At 40.1% G+C, this 17,668-nt stretch carries 16 protein-coding genes; 14 read left to right on the top strand and 2 right to left on the bottom strand.

The window, feature by feature from the left end; translation table 11 throughout:
* Window position 1 precedes the first annotated feature (1 nt).
* Window positions 2-556 (bottom strand): Holliday junction branch migration protein RuvA, encoded by a 555-nt coding sequence (ruvA, locus tag CYP26_RS07230; protein ID WP_103572294.1) that lies wholly within the window; start codon window positions 554-556, stop codon window positions 2-4.
* The gene (locus CYP26_RS07225) at window positions 556-2,487 is read right to left on the bottom strand and encodes a flagellar assembly protein A (protein ID WP_103630910.1); all 1,932 of its coding nucleotides are present in this window, start codon (window positions 2,485-2,487) and stop codon (window positions 556-558) included. The genes ruvA and CYP26_RS07225 overlap by 1 nt, the downstream gene beginning before the upstream one ends.
* A 122-nt stretch (window positions 2,488-2,609) precedes the next feature.
* Between CYP26_RS07225 and murJ the strand changes: the two genes are divergently transcribed.
* The 14 genes from murJ to CYP26_RS07155 all read left to right on the top strand — a co-directional run bounded on the left by murJ (window position 2,610) and on the right by CYP26_RS07155 (window position 17,662).
* Entirely contained in the window at window positions 2,610-4,010 is a 1,401-nt protein-coding gene (gene murJ / locus CYP26_RS07220; protein WP_103630909.1) for a murein biosynthesis integral membrane protein MurJ, read from the top strand.
* Window positions 3,997-5,391, top strand: a complete 1,395-nt coding sequence (gene cysS / locus CYP26_RS07215) for a cysteine--tRNA ligase (RefSeq protein WP_103630908.1) — start codon at window positions 3,997-3,999, stop codon at window positions 5,389-5,391. Before murJ ends, cysS begins: the two co-directional genes overlap by 14 nt.
* On the top strand, window positions 5,384-7,108 hold the full coding sequence (locus CYP26_RS07210) for an ABC transporter ATP-binding protein (RefSeq protein ID WP_103630907.1): 1,725 nt from the start codon (window positions 5,384-5,386) through the stop codon (window positions 7,106-7,108). Before cysS ends, CYP26_RS07210 begins: the two co-directional genes overlap by 8 nt.
* A 52-nt stretch (window positions 7,109-7,160) precedes the next feature.
* Entirely contained in the window at window positions 7,161-8,258 is a 1,098-nt protein-coding gene (locus CYP26_RS07205) for a quinone-dependent dihydroorotate dehydrogenase (RefSeq protein ID WP_103630952.1), read from the top strand.
* The gene (locus CYP26_RS07200) at window positions 8,245-9,486 is read left to right on the top strand and encodes a M16 family metallopeptidase (RefSeq protein ID WP_103630951.1); all 1,242 of its coding nucleotides are present in this window, start codon (window positions 8,245-8,247) and stop codon (window positions 9,484-9,486) included. The genes CYP26_RS07205 and CYP26_RS07200 overlap by 14 nt, the downstream gene beginning before the upstream one ends.
* Before the next feature lie 26 nt (window positions 9,487-9,512).
* Window positions 9,513-10,382 (top strand): 4-hydroxy-tetrahydrodipicolinate synthase, encoded by an 870-nt coding sequence (dapA, locus tag CYP26_RS07195; protein ID WP_410369173.1) that lies wholly within the window; start codon window positions 9,513-9,515, stop codon window positions 10,380-10,382.
* Entirely contained in the window at window positions 10,382-11,170 is a 789-nt protein-coding gene (locus tag CYP26_RS07190; RefSeq protein WP_103630905.1) for an enoyl-ACP reductase, read from the top strand. The genes dapA and CYP26_RS07190 overlap by 1 nt, the downstream gene beginning before the upstream one ends.
* A gap of 34 nt (window positions 11,171-11,204) precedes the next feature.
* Window positions 11,205-11,750, top strand: coding sequence for a CDP-diacylglycerol--glycerol-3-phosphate 3-phosphatidyltransferase (gene pgsA / locus CYP26_RS07185; RefSeq protein ID WP_103630904.1), 546 nt, complete (start codon window positions 11,205-11,207; stop codon window positions 11,748-11,750).
* Window positions 11,751-11,752: 2 nt separating this feature from the next.
* On the top strand, window positions 11,753-12,649 hold the full coding sequence (locus CYP26_RS07180) for a hypothetical protein (protein ID WP_103630903.1): 897 nt from the start codon (window positions 11,753-11,755) through the stop codon (window positions 12,647-12,649).
* Between the two features lie 76 nt (window positions 12,650-12,725).
* On the top strand, window positions 12,726-13,835 hold the full coding sequence (gene rseP / locus CYP26_RS07175; protein WP_103630902.1) for an RIP metalloprotease RseP: 1,110 nt from the start codon (window positions 12,726-12,728) through the stop codon (window positions 13,833-13,835).
* A complete protein-coding gene (locus CYP26_RS07170) occupies window positions 13,832-14,470 on the top strand; it encodes a YggS family pyridoxal phosphate-dependent enzyme (protein WP_181000880.1) in 639 nt (212 codons plus the stop codon). Before rseP ends, CYP26_RS07170 begins: the two co-directional genes overlap by 4 nt.
* Window positions 14,471-14,565: 95 nt before the next feature.
* A complete protein-coding gene (locus tag CYP26_RS07165; protein ID WP_103630901.1) occupies window positions 14,566-16,326 on the top strand; it encodes a response regulator in 1,761 nt (586 codons plus the stop codon).
* A 94-nt stretch (window positions 16,327-16,420) separates the two neighbouring features.
* A complete protein-coding gene (locus CYP26_RS07160; RefSeq protein ID WP_021088201.1) occupies window positions 16,421-17,326 on the top strand; it encodes an AEC family transporter in 906 nt (301 codons plus the stop codon).
* Window positions 17,327-17,389: 63 nt separating this feature from the next.
* Window positions 17,390-17,662, top strand: a complete 273-nt coding sequence (locus CYP26_RS07155) for a pyruvate kinase (RefSeq protein ID WP_103578618.1) — start codon at window positions 17,390-17,392, stop codon at window positions 17,660-17,662.
* The last annotated feature ends 6 nt before the right edge of the window (window positions 17,663-17,668 follow it).

The following is a 17,668-nucleotide window of genomic DNA, read 5'->3' as shown; positions in this document are numbered from 1 at the left end:
CTTATCCTAGTTTTTTAAGTGCCTCTTTTATAAGATCGCTCGTGTTTTCACTCTTACAATCAGGCAAAATTTTCACTATCTTCTCACGCTTAAAGCCAAGTGCCTCAAGTGCCAAAAGCGCCTCATTTTGGTAGCTTGGTACGCTTTCGTCGCTTATAAGCTTAGCATCACTTAGCTCGGCTATTATTCGCCTAGCTGTCTTTGGTCCGATGCCTGGTACGCTTTTAAAAGTGTCCGCATCGCCGCTTATTATGGCGTTTGTAAATGCCTGTGAGCTAAGGCTTGAGCAAACCGCCATCGCTGTGCTAGCTCCGATGCCATTTAGCTTGATAAGCATCTCAAACATCTTTTGCTCGTTTGCGTCTAAAAAGCCGTAGAGTAAATTTGCGTCCTCTCTTATGATCTGCGTTATGGCAAGCTCGACTTTTTCGCCTTTGCTAAGTTTTGCTGAGCAAAAAAGCGAGATGAAAATCCCATAACTTACGCCGCTATTTGTCTTAAGCACGGCAAATGCAGGCTCTTTTTTTGTAACGACGCCTTCGATTGCTTTTATCATCATTTAACCTTTTGTTCCATGAAATTTATATCCGCGTAGTCTTCAAGCTTGTTTGACTTTTTGATCTTGTATTCGACCTCTCCGCCGTTATCAAATTTATCTAGCGTGATGACGTGAGCGGTCTCGTTTTGTTTTGAGATGTAGGTGACATTTTGCGGAGGATCGACGATGACAAACCTTATCTCATTTAGCTCGATCCAGTTGCCTCTGTTTATCACTTTGGCTGAAAATATGCCATTTTGCATGATCTCAAGCTCATCTTTTAGATCAGCCAAAAGCTCTTTTTTCTCTTTAAATATCCTAAGCAAGGTGTTGTACTCATTAACGAGCCCTTGATACTCTTTTAGCTTTTTCATAAATGTAACTGGCGGTATCACTTTGGCTTTTGAGAGCTCCTCGATCTTAGCTTTTATCGTGTAGATCGAGTCTTTGTTCTCGTTGATTACATTTTTCTTGCTCTCTATGTTTTTTAGAAGCGTAGCTAGCTCAGACTTGGTGCTTTCGATCTTGCTTAGCTGGTCTTGCGTAGCCTCCGCACTCTCAGGCATCTTGCTAGCGTCAATGATAAATTTATTATCAGTGCCTTTTAGATATCTAACGTCGATTAGGTGCGAGGCTGTGATGGTGCAGTTTGAGCCAAGCGTGTCTATCTGGATGTTTTGAGCCGTTATCGAGCCGCCAACTACGCTATTTATCTTTACTCTTTTAGCTATGACCGTGCCACCTTCTAGCCTATCTATCTCGACACTTTCAGCCTCTACCTTGCCGATATGGATAGAAATTTTGGCGTGTTTGGCGTAAATTTTAGCCTTTTGGTGAGTTTGTCCGCCGATATTTACATCATTTGCCTTGACCATCGCGTTTGCGCCGACGTTTCCTTTTACCTCGATCTCATCAGCCTCCACGATGATGCCAGTGCCGATAGCATCTTTTATCGTGTCAGTCTCACGAACTACTAATGTGACGTTTGTGTCGGTGCCTGCTTGGATAGAGCCAGTCGTTTTAAAATTTGCTTCATTTATCTCTATGCGCTCTTCGATGTCAAAAGAGCCGTTTTTCTCGACCACGTAGCCTGCTTTTTTAGCGATGTATTTTATGCTCTCGTCATTTTCTACGCGCTCGATATTTTCGCTTATGCTTATCTCTTTTTCAGTATCCTCTTTTGGCTTTGCAACCTCTATAAGCTTGCCTCTTACGTCGCGTCCATTTGCGCCCTCGTGAGACTTTTTCTCCTCCATTATCACTTCATCTTTTGCCACACCAAAGACAAAGCCCCTATCAGCGTAATCAACCTTATCTTCGTCTTTTAACCCATCAAGCTTATCTTTGTAGTAGTAGATGATCTTTGCATCGATCGCTTTTTTAGGGTTGATGCCTTGGGTTAAATTTAGCGTGTAGTCCTTATCAAGCTCACCTTTTACGTGGATTATTGAGGCGATTTGCTTTAGCTCCTCTTTTAGCTTGCCGATCCTTATGCCTATTAAAATTTGAGCCTTCATAAGCTGCTTTGCGATGTATTCATAAAGCTTATCTTCGTAGTGCTGCTCGTATTCGCACTCTTTGCTTGCTCTAACCTTTGCGATGACCTTTGTGATGGTTGAATTTACGCCGATATCGATCTTTGGCAGCTTTGGCGTGGCATTTAGCCTCACGTCAAAAAACTCCACGTCATAGACCTGCTCGATCTCTAGCGTCTCGTCGAGATAAAATGTGTTGTCATCAAAAAAGCTTAAATTTTCTTCAGGGACAAAAACTGGCTCGACGTTGTCTTTATTTTTGTAGTAGGTTAAGATATTTGAGAGTTTGTAATCTATAAATTCTACCGGCACGCTGTATTGTTTACTTAGCTCTTTAAGCGATAGATAAGGTGTTGAAGTTTGAATTTGCGTTGGCGGTAAAAATCTCTCGTTTTCTTGCACGTTCTCGCTCAAATTTGATCCATTTCACATAAAATTTTGGCTCTTATTATCTCTAAAACTTTATTAAATTTGGGTTATGTAAGCTTTAAAGCATCTTTTGTTACTATTGCGTTTTTAAATTTACTAGGTGGGCGATGTTTATAAAAGGCTTTTTTTCAAACTCAGTTGGCATCATGACTTCAAGGATTTTAGGGCTTATAAGAGATCTTTTAACGGCTTCTATCCTTGGTGCTGGCATATTTAGCGACCTCTTTTTTATAGCATTTAAGATACCAAATTTATTTCGCCGCATCTTTGGCGAAGGCGCCTTTACGCAGGCATTTTTGCCAAATTTTGCAAATAGCAAGAAAAAAGCGATCTTTCAAGCGGAAATTTTCATCAAATTTCTACTTTTTATAGGCATTTTGACGCTTCTTGTAAATTTATTTACGCCCTACTTTATAAAGATCATCGCAAGCGGCTTGAGTGAGCAAAATATCACAGACGCAGTGCCACTTGTGCGCATAAATTTCTACTATCTAGCGCTTGTTTATATCGTCACTTTCATGGGGGCGCTGCTTCAGTATAAAGGGCACTTTGCAACGACTGCGTTTTCTACTGCGCTACTAAATTTAGCCATGATCGCTTCACTACTTTTGGCTCGTGGCAAGAGCGAGAGCGTGGTCGCACTTTATCTTAGCTTTGGCGTCGTTGCAGGCGGCATTTTGCAGGTTTTGGTGCATCTAATCGCTATGAAATTTAACGCCTTAAATAAAATTTTTTGGGGCGGTCTAAGCGGATATTTTAAGGGCAAAAGAGCGCAAAGCAAAGGTTTTTTTATAAATTTCTATCACGGCTTACTTGGCTCAAGTGCTATGCAGATAAGCGCATTTATGGATACTTGGCTAGCTAGCTTTTTGGTAAGTGGCTCGATAAGCTATCTCTTTTATGCAAATAGAATTTTCCAGCTCCCACTTGCCATCTTTGCGATCGCGCTCTCTCAGGCACTCTTTCCAAAGATCACTAGACTTTTAAAGCAAAAAGACGAGGCAAACGCCTTAGTTTGGACGAAAAAGAGCTTTTACTTGCTACTTTGCGCCCTGCTAGCAGCCACGATCACAGGCATTGTGCTAAGCGAGTTTATTATCTGGCTCTTGTTTGAGAGAGGGAATTTTGTAAGGGCAAACACCATTGAGTGTGCCAAGGTGCTAAGTGCCTATTTGGTGGGGCTTACGCCATTTGGACTGGCTAAAATTTTCTCACTTTGGCTCTATGCAAATATGAAGCAAAAAGAGGCGGCCAAAATTTCTATCATCTGCCTTGTGATAAATTTGATCCTAGCTGTCATTTTGATGCAGAAATTTGGAGCAGCTGGCCTTGCATTTGCAAGCTCGCTTGGGGGATTTTTACAGCTTATTTTATATATAAGAGCCTTTGGAGCTAAGCGATTTTTAGCTATAATCGAGCCTAAATTTATAGCTGCCATCGCTATTTTGGCGGTTTTGCTCTATTTTGGTTTAACATTTTTAAAGGATATATTTAATGCGAATTTTTGATACTTCTAAAAGAGAAAAGGTTGAGTTTAGCCCTATTAAAGATGGTGAAGTTAGCATCTATCTGTGCGGCCCAACGGTCTATGACGACGCGCATTTGGGGCATGCAAAGTCAGCCGTTAGCTTTGATCTTTTAAGAAGGGTCTTAAAAGCGCTTGGCTACAAGGTCAAATTTGCAAGAAACTACACCGACATCGACGATAAAATTTTAAACAAGATGGCGCAAACTGACCAAAGCCTAGAAGAGATCACAAACAAATATATAGCGCACTACGAGAACGACATGGGCGCTTTAAACGTGCTTGATCCAGACTTTAAGCCAAAGGCTACGCAGTGTTTGGAGGCGATCATTAGCTACATCAAGGTGCTTATGGATAGAGGTGTGGCGTATAAAACCAGCGATGGGATTTACTTTGATACGAGCAAGGATAGTGGCTATTTTAGCATTAGCGGCAAAGACAATAACACCGATCTTATCGCGCGTGTGGCTAGTTTTGGCGAGAAAAGAGATGAAAAAGACTTTGTGCTTTGGAAATTTGACGAAAAATGGTATGAGAGCCCATTTGGCAAGGGTCGCCCTGGCTGGCATACTGAGTGCGTAGCGATGATAAGGGAGTTTTTAAGCGACAAAGAAAATGATAAATTTGAGATCGACATCCACGCTGGAGGCATCGACCTACTCTTTCCGCACCACGAAAACGAGGCTAGCCAGTGCAGATGTGCCTATCACAAAAATTTAAGCAAATACTGGATGCACAATGGCTTTATAAAAGTAAATAACGAAAAGATGAGCAAGAGCCTAAATAACAGCTTTTTCGTAAAGGACGCCCTAAAAAACGTTCATGGTGAAGTGCTTAGATATTACTTGCTTACGAGCCATTACAGAGCACATTTTAACTATTCAGATGAAGATCTAGTGGCTTCAAAAAAGAGACTTGATAAAATTTATCGCCTCAAAAAAAGAGTTGATGGCGTGCAAGCAGGCATGGCAAATGAGAACTTTAAAAGCGAGCTACTTGAAGCACTAAGCGATGATCTAAACGCTTCAAAGGCGCTTGCAAGCGTCGATGAGTTTGTAAAAACGGCAAATGAAAGACTTGATAATAATCCAAAAGATAAAGCATATAAGGCCGAAGTGGTGGCAAATTTGGGTCTTATAGGCGAAATTTTAGGCATTGCTATCACAAACTATGTGGAGTATTTTCAGTTTGGCGTAAGTGACGAGCAAAAAGAGCAGATAAAGAGGCTTCTTGATGAGCGCACGGTAGCTAAAAAAGAGAGAAATTTCGCAAGGGCTGATGAGATAAGAGATGAGCTCTCTCGCCTAAATATCTCTATCATGGATACACCAAATGGCGCAGTTTGGGAGAGAAATAATGAATAACTTTGGTTTAAAAGATGTGCTAAAGCGCTTTGGTCCATATTTTAAAGACTACATCCCACACTTTATTTTTGCCATCATCGGCATGGGGCTTGCCAGTGGTGGAACGGCGGTAAGTGCCTATCTCGTAGAGCCTGTGCTAAATAAAATTTTCGTTGAGAAAAACGAAAAGCTACTTTACATCTTGCCTTGCGCCATCATCGCAATCTACGTGATAAAAAACATCGGAACCTTCATGCAGGCCTATTTTACGGCATATATCGGGCAAGATACGATTAGGAGATTTCGCGAAAAGCTAGTCGGACACCTCATAAATTTAGATATGGACTTTTTTAACACCTTTAGGACAGGTGAGCTAATAAGCAGAACCATCAACGACATCGACCGCATAAGATCGATAGTCTCAAGCATCATACCTGAGCTAACAAGAGAGTCAGTCACCATTATAGGGCTTCTTTGCGTCGTCATCTATCAAAGTCCAAAGCTGGCGTTTTTCGCCCTTGTCGTCATGCCAGTGGCGATCTATCCGATCTCGCGCCTTGCTAAAAGGATGAAGAAAATTTCAAAGCAGTCGCAAGAAAAAACATCAGACATCACCTCTGCGCTTAGTGAAATTTTTACAAATATCGAGATAATCAAAGCAAATAACGCCCAAAAATACGAGCATTCGCGCTTTATCGATGAAAATAATAAATTTTTTAGGCTAAATTTAAAAAGCGTCAAGATCGAGCAGCTAGTAAGCCCTTTAATGGAGACCATCGGCTCAGTTGGCGTGGCGGCGGTCATAATAATAGGTGGTAAAGATGTCATTGACGGGCAGATAAACATGGGCGCATTTTTTTCATTTCTAACAGCGCTTTTCATGCTCTACACCCCGCTAAAACGCATCGTAAATATCTATAATAAGATGCAAGATGCCATCGCAGCAAGCGAGAGGACGTTTTTCTTAATGGATAAGGTAAGCCAGATAAAAGATGGCCAAAATGAGCTAAACGAAGAGATAAATTTGATCAAATTTAACGACGTCCGCCTAAGCTACGGTGACAAAGAGGTCTTAAAAGGGATAAATTTAGAGGCAAATAAGTCAGAATTTATAGCCCTTGTTGGCTCAAGTGGCGGCGGAAAAAGCTCACTTATGAATTTGCTTATGAGATTTTATGACGTAAATGGCGGAGAAATTTTGATAAACGGCACAAATTTAAAAGATATCAAAATTCACTCACTTCGCCAAAATATCGGCCTTGTAACCCAGCGCGTATATATCTTTAACGACACAGTTGCTAAAAACGTAGCTTACGGCAGAGAATTTAACGAAGATGCCGTGATAAACGCACTAAAACTAGCAAATGCCTATGAGTTTGTAAGCAAGCTAGATAACGGCATAAACACTATCTTAAATGAATTTGGCACCAACCTCTCAGGCGGTCAAAGACAGCGTATCGCCATAGCAAGAGCACTCTATCAAAACCCGCAAATCCTCATCTTTGACGAGGCTACATCAGCACTTGATAACGAGAGCGAAAAAGAGATCACAAAGGCGATAAATAATCTAAGAAGCAAAAAGATCATCTTTGTCATCGCTCACCGCCTTAGCACGGTCGAAAGTGCCGATAAGATCGCAGTTTTAAGTGATGGCAAGATCATTGATAGCGGAAGCGACGAGGAGCTTAGCAAGAGAAATGAAATTTATGCAAGACTTAAGGGCAAAGCCTTGGTTTAAGGCGATTTTTGCTAAGATTTGCAGAAATTTTAGGCATTTTAAAGAGGTTAAAATGAGCTTAAACTACAATACTTTAAAATCTATATTTTTCAAATTTGATCCTGAAACTGCCCACAAGATCGCTGAAGTCGCGATGGTTGGGGCAAATAAAATCTTCCCTGGCTCGCTAAGCTTTTTGGCGCACAAATGCGTGGTCGATGACAATGCGCTAAAACAAAATTTATTCTCAAGCACCTACCACAACCCAGTTGGCATAGCTGGCGGTTTTGATAAAAACGCCACGATGTTTGAGGCGCTAACGGCTCTTGGCTTTGGGCATTTAGAATTTGGCACATTTACGCCAAAACCACAACCTGGCAACGCAAAACCTAGGCTTTTTAGGCTCATAGACGAAGAGAGCATTCAAAATGCGATGGGCTTTAACAATGAAGGCTGTGAAGCTATCAAAAATAGAGTAAAAAAGATCTATCCTTTCACCATACCGATCTGGGCAAACATCGGTAAAAACAAGATTACGCCAAACGAAGATGCGATAAAAGACTATGAAATTTTAGTAAAAGAATTTAGTGAAATTTGCGATACATTTGTCATAAACGTTTCGTCGCCAAACACGCCAAATTTAAGAGCACTTCAAGATGAGAGCTTCATAAAAGAGCTTTTTAGCGTCATTTTGCCACTTACTAAAAAACCTATCATCTTTAAAATAGCTCCCGATATGAGCCACGAAGATGCGATCAAGCTTTGTAGCTGTGCGGTAGAAAACGGCGCTAGTGGCATACTTATCTCAAATACAAGCGTTGATTATTCGCTCTCTCACTCGTCAAATTTAAAGGATTTTGGCGGACTAAGCGGCAAGGTGATCGCTCAAAAGTCAAAAGATATATTTAAAGCCGTGGCTGACGAGCTTTATGGCAAGACGACACTTATCGCATGTGGCGGCATAGATAGCGGTGCAGAGGCTTATGAGCGCATAAAAATGGGAGCAAATTTGGTCCAAATTTTTACAAGCTTTATCTTCAAAGGGCCGATGATCGCAAGAGATATAAATTTAGAAATTTTAGAGCTTTTAAAAAGAGATGGTTTTGCCTCTATCAGCGAAGCAGTCGGCGCAAATGTTAAAAATAGAGGGCAAGAGATTGATAAAATTTAATAAATTTAAACTAGAAAATGGACTTGAAATTTATCACGTGCCGGTAAATCCTGGCTCAAAAGTGATAAGCGTCGATGTCTTTTATAAAGTTGGCTCCAGAAACGAAGTGATGGGCAAAAGCGGCATCGCTCACATGCTAGAGCATCTAAATTTCAAATCAACCAAAAATTTACGCGCTGGGGAGTTTGATGAGATCGTAAAGGGCTTTGGTGGCGTAAATAACGCAAGCACTGGCTTTGACTACACTCACTACTTCATAAAAGCTTCAAATGAAAATTTAGACAAAACGCTTGGTCTTTTTGCCGAGCTTATGAAAAATTTAAGCCTAAAAGATAAAGAATTTCAGCCAGAGCGCGAGGTGGTGCACGAAGAGCGCAGGTGGCGAACAGACAACAACCCCATGGGATACCTCTACTTTAGGCTCTACAACCACGCATTTATCTACCACTCATACCACTGGACGCCGATAGGATTTATAAAAGATATCGAAAACTGGAAGATCGCTGATATAAAAGAATTTCACGCTACATATTATCAGCCAAAAAACGCCATTTTGATGATAAGCGGCGATATCGGCAAAGACGAGGCATTTAAGCTAGCTAAGAAAAACTTTAGCGGCGTAAAAAACAAAAGAGCCATACCAAAACTACACTGCAAAGAGCCTGAGCAAGACGGCGCAAGAAGAGCTATCATCTACAAAGATAGCCAAACGCAAATGCTAGCTATCGCTTATAAAATTCCAGACTTTAGGCATGCTGATCAAGTGGGGCTAAATGCGATAAGTGAATATTTAGCCACTGGTAAAAGCTCCATTTTACAGCAGCGCCTTGTCGATGAGCTAATGCTTGTAAATCAAATTTACGCTTACAATATGAGCTGCGTTGATGAAAATTTATTTATATTTTTAGCAGTTTGCAACCAAGACGTCGAGGCTAGCGCAGTTGAGGCTGAAATTTTAAAGATCATAGATGATCTAAAGAGAAAGCCAATCAACAAAGAGGACGTTTTAAGAGTTAAAAATTTGATAAAAACTGATTTTATCTACTCGTTTGAGAGCGCAAGCAAGGTGGCAAATTTATATGGCTCATACCTTGCAAGAGGCGATATAAAGCCACTTTACGAGCTTGAGAAAAATATAGACAAGATAGATGCCAAGCTTTTAAAAGAGATAGCAAATAGATATTTCAATGAAAAAACTAGCACGACAATAATCTTAAAAAAGGAATAGACGTGAAAAATTCGCTTCAAGGTGCGATGACAGCACTAATTACGCCATTTAAAAATCAAAAATTAGACGAAGCCAGTTTTGAAAAACTGATAAAAAGACAGATAAAACACGGCATAGACGTCGTTGTACCAGTGGGAACTACTGGAGAGAGTGCGACTCTAACGCATGATGAGCATAGAATTTGCATCGAGATCGCAGTAGATGCATGTAAGGGCACAAACGTCAAGGTGCTCGCTGGAGCTGGTAGTAACGCCACTCACGAGGCCATAGGTATCGCTAAATTTGCCCAAGCTCACGGCGCTCACGGCATCCTATCAGTCGCTCCTTACTACAACAAACCAACTCAAGAAGGGCTTTACGAGCACTACAAAGCTATTGCAAATAGCATAGAAATTCCGGTGCTTCTTTACAACGTCCCAGGCAGAGTTGGCGTAGATATCTTGCCAGCGACCGTTTTTAGACTTTTTAAAGATTGCCAAAACATTTACGGCATCAAAGAGGCGACAGGAAGTATCGATAGATGCGTCGATCTACTAGCTCACGAGCCTGATTTAGTAGTCATCAGCGGAGAAGATGCGATAAACTACCCTATCCTCTCAAATGGCGGAAAGGGCGTCATTTCAGTCACTGCAAACCTCTTGCCAGATCAAATTTCACAGCTTACGCACCTTGCGATGAGCGAAGAGTATAAAAAAGCAAAACTGATAAATGACAACCTCTACACGATCAACAAAACGCTCTTTTGCGAAAGCAACCCGATACCGATCAAAGCGGCGATGTATCTAGCCGGACTGATCGACACTTTGGAGTACCGCTTGCCACTTTGCAAACCGAGCAAAGAAAATTTCAAAAAGATAGAAGAAGTTATTAAAAATTACGAAATAAAGGGATTTTAATGAAGGACACACTAAACGAATTTAAAGGTAAAACGCTAGTCATCAGCGGCGGCACTAGAGGCATCGGCAGAGCCATAGTCGAAGAATTTGCAAAAACTGGCGTAAATATAGCATTTACCTATAACTCAAATGAGGAGCTTGCAAAAGAGCAGGCAAAAGAGCTTGAGGCTACCTACAAGATAAAAGCTAGAGCTTACGCGCTAAACATCCTTGAGCCAGAGACCTATAAGGAGCTATTTTTAAAGATAGATGAGGACTTTGACAGGGTTGATTTTTTCATCTCAAACGCTATCATCTCAGGCCGCGCAGTAGCTGGTGGATACACTAAATTTATGAAGCTAAAACCAAGAGGCATAAATAATATCTTTACAGCAACTGTAAATGCCTTTGTCGTGGGCGCACAAGAGGCTGCAAAACGCATGGAAAAAGTGGGCGGCGGTAGCATAATCAGCCTAAGTTCTACTGGAAATTTAGTCTATATCGAAAACTACGCAGGCCACGGAACGGCAAAAGCAGCCGTTGAGGCGATGGCAAGATACGCTGCTACCGAGCTTGGCGAGAAAAATATCCGCGTAAACGTCGTAAGTGGCGGCCCTATCGAGACAGACGCACTAAGAGCCTTTACAAACTACGAAGAGGTGCGCGATATGACGGCAAAGCTTAGCCCTCTAAACCGCATGGGACAGCCGACCGATCTAGCTGGAGCGTGTCTATTTTTATGCTCATCTAAGGCTAGCTGGGTGACTGGACATACATTTGTGATAGACGGCGGCACGACATTTAAATGAGAAATTTGAAATTTACAGGCAAAAAGGCATATTTGTGAGTTTAAATTTACCAAATGCACTGGCATTTTTTAGGATACTGCTAGCTCCGCTTATGTTTTTTATGCTCGTAAATGCACCAGAAATTTTTACACAAATTCATATAAGCTGGATAAATTACTTCGCGGCTCTCATCTTTGTGATCGCCTCGGTGACTGACTTTTTTGACGGATATATCGCTAGAAGTTGGGATCAAAAGACCAAGCTTGGCGCTATCCTTGACCCACTAGCTGATAAGATGCTGATTTTGGCTGCATTTTTGGGGCTTATGATGCTTGGCAGAGCGAGCGCTTGGGCTGTTTATCTTATCTTGATAAGGGAGTTTTTTATAACTGGCTTTCGTGTCGTGATGGCAAGTGACGGCGTAGAGGTTGCTGCATCGATGGCTGGCAAGGTTAAAACCGTTTCGCAGATGTTTGCGGTTGGATTTTTGCTGATGAGCTGGCCTGGTGGCGAGCTTTTGCTCTGGATAGCTGTTGTGCTAACACTTTATTCTGGATTTGAATATATCTTTGCCTACGTAAAAGCAATGAAAAAGAGTTAAATTTGAGCTGCGACCTGCAAGAGATTATTCTAAAACGCACTGCAAATTTAGAGCCAGCACTGCAAAAACAGGCCAAAAAACTAAATCAAAAGATCATCAATACATGCTTCTATCATAATGCTAAAAATTTAGAAAAGATCGGCAGCGTGATAAGCCCCGAGCTAAATGAATTTTTACTAAGCTGCGCTTTAGAATACGACAAAACCCATGCAGATAAATTTGATACATTTGACAACGACGTTGAGACTTTGCGTGGCATTTGGAGTGCGATGAGCTTTTCAAAAAGCCCTGAAATTTTAGACTATCTAAGCATGCAAGCAACTCGCTCGGTATCTCACCGCTCGTTTGCACACAGATATATCTTTGAAATTTTACGCTTGCAAGAGAAGGCCGGCCGCACACACCCGCTACTTGCTAAGCTTTACGACTATTATGATGGCTTGCAAGCAAAACTACCTATATATGAGCTTTTGCGTCGTATCGGCGTAAGCCCTGCTGATCCTTATGATTTTGATATCTCGCTAAATGCTGTAAATTTTGGCTACTGGTTTAGCAATCAAGGCTTAAGCGATGATGAGCTAGCTGGTAAATTTTACTTAGGAATTCGCCTTTTTGCCCCTTTTATAAATGACCACACATTTGAGATAGAGCTTAGAAACGACGCTGTACCAAGGGCTAGAGTAAATTTTAACGATGAGGGCATGAGCTTTTTGCAGGAGCTGCCAAAAGATATTTTGCCCTGCCCTGATATTTTAAATTTAAAGCCATTTATAGATCAAATAAAGTCACGTTTTGATGTGAAATTTGACCTAGATGATAAAGATAAAACTTATTTTAGCGTCAGCAAAGGGCTAAATAGAGCCAGAATACTCTCTTGGCTAAAGGAAATTTTCGCCTAAATGGCAAGCCAAATTTGAGAGTAAATTTATAAACTTTGGCTAAAATCTCAACAATTTTTTCAAAAAAAGGTAAGTTTTGAAAGGCATTCTCTTCACGCTAGCCCTGCTTTGCCTTGGGCTTTATGCGTATTCGTTTTATTTTTTAGTGACCGTTTTAGCCATTAGTTTTCTCATATTTTTTCACGAGCTTGGCCACTTTTTGGCAGCAAGATCGCTTGGCGTCAAAGTAAACACCTTTAGCATCGGCTTTGATGAGAAAATTTACACCAAAAACATTGGTGGCACCGACTACTGCCTAAGCGCTATCCCAATTGGTGGATATGTGGAGCTAAAAGGGCAAGATGACACCGATCCAAAGGCCAAAAACTACGACGCGGACAGCTACAACGTGCTAAGTCCTATAAAGCGGATCTACATCCTCTTTGCTGGGCCATTTTTTAACTTTATCTTGGCGTTTTTCATATACATTTTGCTTGGATTTATCGGAGTTGAAAAACAAGCGCCAAGCATAGGCTACATAGATAAAGGCTCGGCAGCTGCGAGTGCTGGTCTTATGAAAAATGACAAAATTTTAGCGATAAATGGCATAAAAATAACCGAGTGGGACGAGATCAGCAAAAATGTAGAACCAAAACCCAGTGTCATTTTAATAGATAGAAATGGCACACAAATGACCATAAATTTAACACCAAAGATAGGCGAGACAATAAATCCTTTTAATGAAAAAGTGCAGCGCCCATTGATCGGCATTAGGTCAAACGGCGAAGTGATAAAAATTTATCACACAGGTTTAGAGAGCCTTAAATTTGCCTTTGGCGAGACGATCGAGGCTTCAAAGCTCATCTTTAAAAGCTTTACCAAGCTTGTAAGTGGTGCTGTGCCACTAAAAGAGGTGGGAGGCATCGTGCAGATCGCCGATGTCACATCAAAGGCCGCTCAGATCAGCGTTAGCGTGCTGCTTCTCATAACAGCGCTCATCTCTGTGAATTTAGGCGTTTTCAATTTATTCCCCATCCCTGCGCTTGATGGCGGACACATACTTTTTAACCTATATGAGCTAGTTTTTAGGCGCGAGGTAAATGAGCGGGTGCTTGTCGTACTCACCTACTGCGGCTGGGCGCTACTGCTTGGCATAATGGTGCTTGCGACCTTCAACGACATTATGAGATTAAGTGGAGGTTTATGATGATAGTTTTAAAAGATCTACTTGAAAAGATAGAAAATTTAAGCAAAGATGTGACGCTAATAGCTGTTAGCAAAAATGTGACATGCACTGAAGTAAGGGAGCTTTACGCACAAGGGCAGAGAAATTTTGGCGAAAACAGAGTCCAAGAGCTAGCCAAAAAAGAGATTGAGCTACAAAATTTCACTGACATTAAATGGCACATGATCGGCCGCTTGCAAAACAATAAAATCAATCAAATGATAAGCCTAAAACCAGTGCTTTGGCAAAGCTGCGATAGTTTCGAAAGAGCCGTAGAGGTTGATAAAAGACTTAGCTACAAGCTAGATACGCTACTTCAGATAAACTCGGCCGATGAAGACACAAAGCAAGGTGTGAGTGTGGCAAATGCGGCTGAAATTTATGAGCGCATTCAAAGCGAGTGCAAAAATATAAATTTAAAAGGCGTGATGAGCATCGGAGCGCATGTGGATGAGCCAAAAGAGGTACAAAAAAGCTTTGAACTAACATATAAAATTTATGAGAGCCTAAAGCCAAAAGGCGCAAGCATCTGCTCGATGGGTATGAGTAGCGACTTTGAACTAGCGATAAAATGCGGCTCAAATATGATCCGCCTTGGGACAATGCTATATCTATAAATAAATTTGCCTCTTTTATAGAGGCAAGATCAGTTTATTTAAATAATTTATAAATTTAGCCGATACTATTTGCAACATCTTTAAAAGGATTTTAGATGAATGTTGCACCGCAAAAGTATGATTTTATAAATTTAAATGATTTGCAAAATCTCTCCAAAAGATTTTTAAATCATAGCGATCACAATAGTTCAAAAGTAAATTTAAGCCATTTTAACGAGCTTTATGAAGCAAATAAAACAGATACTATCTACATAACTGAAGCTGATATCAAAGAATACAACAAACGTCTAGCAACACAAAAAGCAGAAGAAATTTTAAAAGACTACTCGCAAAATTTAATACAAAGCAACAACAAAATTTACTCAGACGAACTTTCTAATGGCTTTAGCAAAAACGCCTACTTTAAAAATATAAACACCACAGATGATGCCGCCATGCTACCTGTCTTAAAAAGTGGCTACTTAGAAAATACAAAATTTAAAAATTTAAACGACTACGCCTACTCAAACACACTAAAGACAAATTATGGTGAAGTGGAAGTCTTTTTAGATATTTACGGCGATAACGATAAGCTAGGCATTGGAAAGCTAGAAAACAATAGCGCACTTTTTAGCTTTGATAGCAATAATGACGGCACACTGGATCAAAAAGATATACTCTTTGACAAGCTAAAAGTAAGAGGATACGACAAAGATGGAAATGAAAAAATAGCAAATTTAAGTGACGTCACGGCTAGAGTTGATCTTAGGCAGTTTATCAGCACAAATGTCATAAATCACAACCAAATAACAAGAGAAGAACTAAATCATAAAGCGGTGATCACAAACAATCCCGATCTTTACGTAGATACAAAAGAGATCGATCACAGACACTCCTACTACGCCTCAGATCCAAATACCTTGTTTGCTGCTGAAAATAGATATGAAAAGATAGGCAAAAATGATATAAATAATTTCTTTAAAAAATATGCTCAAAATAACGGCTGGGTCGATCTAAGACACAATAATATCTTTGGTAAGGATGGCTCTTTTAAAAATTTCGCTTACACAAAAATAGGCTTTGATGATACTGCAAGACTAAGCGAATTTAACCCGATCATCGAGCCAAGCAAAGGGCACAAAAAAGATGAAAATTTCTCATATACAAAATTTCAAAAAGATAGTTTTATGAAATTTTATAATGACTACAACACCGAGCTTGATGCACATAATAAGATGATAGAAAATCTTAGCGCCAATTTAAAGAAATTTGACGAAAATGCGGACGCTTACATATCAAAGCTTGAAGATACGAAATCAGCCAAGATGATCGCAATGGAAAATGAATTTAAGCAAGCAACTGGGCTTGATTTTAGTATCTCAAATTTAAAAAAGGTAAAAAAGGCTTTTACATCAAATGAAGCCACAGCTGCCACTGCACTGCGAGATAGCGATAGTGTCATAGCTATGAAGCTAAATCAAGATGGCACGATAAGACTAAAATTTGATAGCGGCAGAGAACTAGACGTAAATGAGCTTTACAATGACACTGGCAAGCTAAATACGCCAAGCGAGCTAAAAACTAGCGTAAATTTAGATGTAAAAAAGATGGATGATGCGCAGCTAAATAGCCTAAATTTCAATGATATCGGCGTCATGCAAAATGGCAAGATCACAAGCCTAAAAGATGCTGGTGCGATCGCTATCATCAACCTATCAAATAAATTTGAAAGTAAATTTTTAATCAGCCTAAATAGTGGCAAAAGCATATCCGCAAGAGAAATTTATAATATCAGCTACCTTGAAAACGATCTAAAAAATAAAGAAAAGATAGATGAGAGAGATAAATTTTACAAAAAGGTTGATACTAGGGTTTAAATTTAAGAGTAAAATCCAAAAAAGTTTATTGTAATTTAATCTTTTGGGGCATATAATCAATTTTTTGTAAATTCCAAACTTAAAAGAGACTGCTATGAACTTCACACCACTTTTTGCAATATTTTTTATAATCGCAACTGGTTTTTTTGCTAAAAAAGTCGGCATTGTTGAGCAAAAGCACTCGATCCCATTTGTGGATTTTGTCCTTTGTTTTGCAATGCCTGCGCTAATCTTTGATAAAATTTACCACGTAAATGTCGATGCCTCACTTATAAACACGATCCTAATCGGCTTTGCATCAACCGCCATTAGCGCCGCTTTGGCATTTGTCATAGGTAAGATTTTTAAATTTACCAAAATAACAACTGTCAGCATGATCATGCTAAGCCTTTTTGGTAACACACTATTTGTCGGTATGCCTGTCATTCAGGGCTTCTTTGGCGATGCGATGGTAAATGAGGTCATCTTTTACGATCAAATAGCCACTGGTATCCCACTTTCGATCCTTGGACCACTCATCCTCTCTTTTGCCGCACCAGAGAAGGTCTCGCTCTTTCAAAATACGATGAAAATTTTAAAATTTCCACCATTTATCGCGCTCATTATGGGTCTTGTCTTAAAAGAAGTCCCGCTTCCAGATTTTATCTTTGCGCCACTTAGGATGTTTGAAGGTAGCGTCACCCCAGTGGCACTTTTTGCGATCGGCGTTGGTCTTAACTTTAGCAGTATCACAAGCTCATATAAAGGCGTTAGCGTCGTGCTTTTGTGTAAGATGATATTGCCAGCTATCGTATTTTTCATCATATTAAAAGTCTCAGGCATCCAGATGAGCAAAACTTGGGTCGTTGGTCTCTTTCAATGTGCGATGCCGACATCAGCCCTTGCAAGTGCGATGGTCATAAAAGCTGGGCTTGATAGCTCACTAGCCATCTCATCAGTAGCCATTGGTGTACTTTTTTCATTTATCACGTTACCAGTTATCTATTTTGTATTTGCGTAAATTCACACTTATTTCACACTAAGTGACTACAATTGCAACATAATTTAATTTAAAGGAGACTTTATGAAAAAGTTAATCTTAGTTGCACTTGGTGCTATGTTTATGTTTGGCGGTCTTGCAAATGCTACTGAAATGATGCAAAAGGACAAGATGGGCAAAGATGAGATGATGAAGAAAGAGCAGATGATGAAAGATGATATGTCTAAAAAACATCCTGTCAAAAAACACGAAGCTAAAAAAGAAGACATGGGCATGAAAGACGAAATGAAAAAAGATGACATGGGTATGAAAAAAGACGACATGGGTATGAAAGACGAAATGAAAAAAGGCATGTAAAGGCAC

The organism is Campylobacter concisus (genome assembly GCF_002913225.1).
In the GTDB taxonomy this organism is placed as follows: domain Bacteria; phylum Campylobacterota; class Campylobacteria; order Campylobacterales; family Campylobacteraceae; genus Campylobacter_A; species Campylobacter_A concisus_J.
This window is presented reverse-complemented; position numbering and strand designations above follow the sequence as displayed.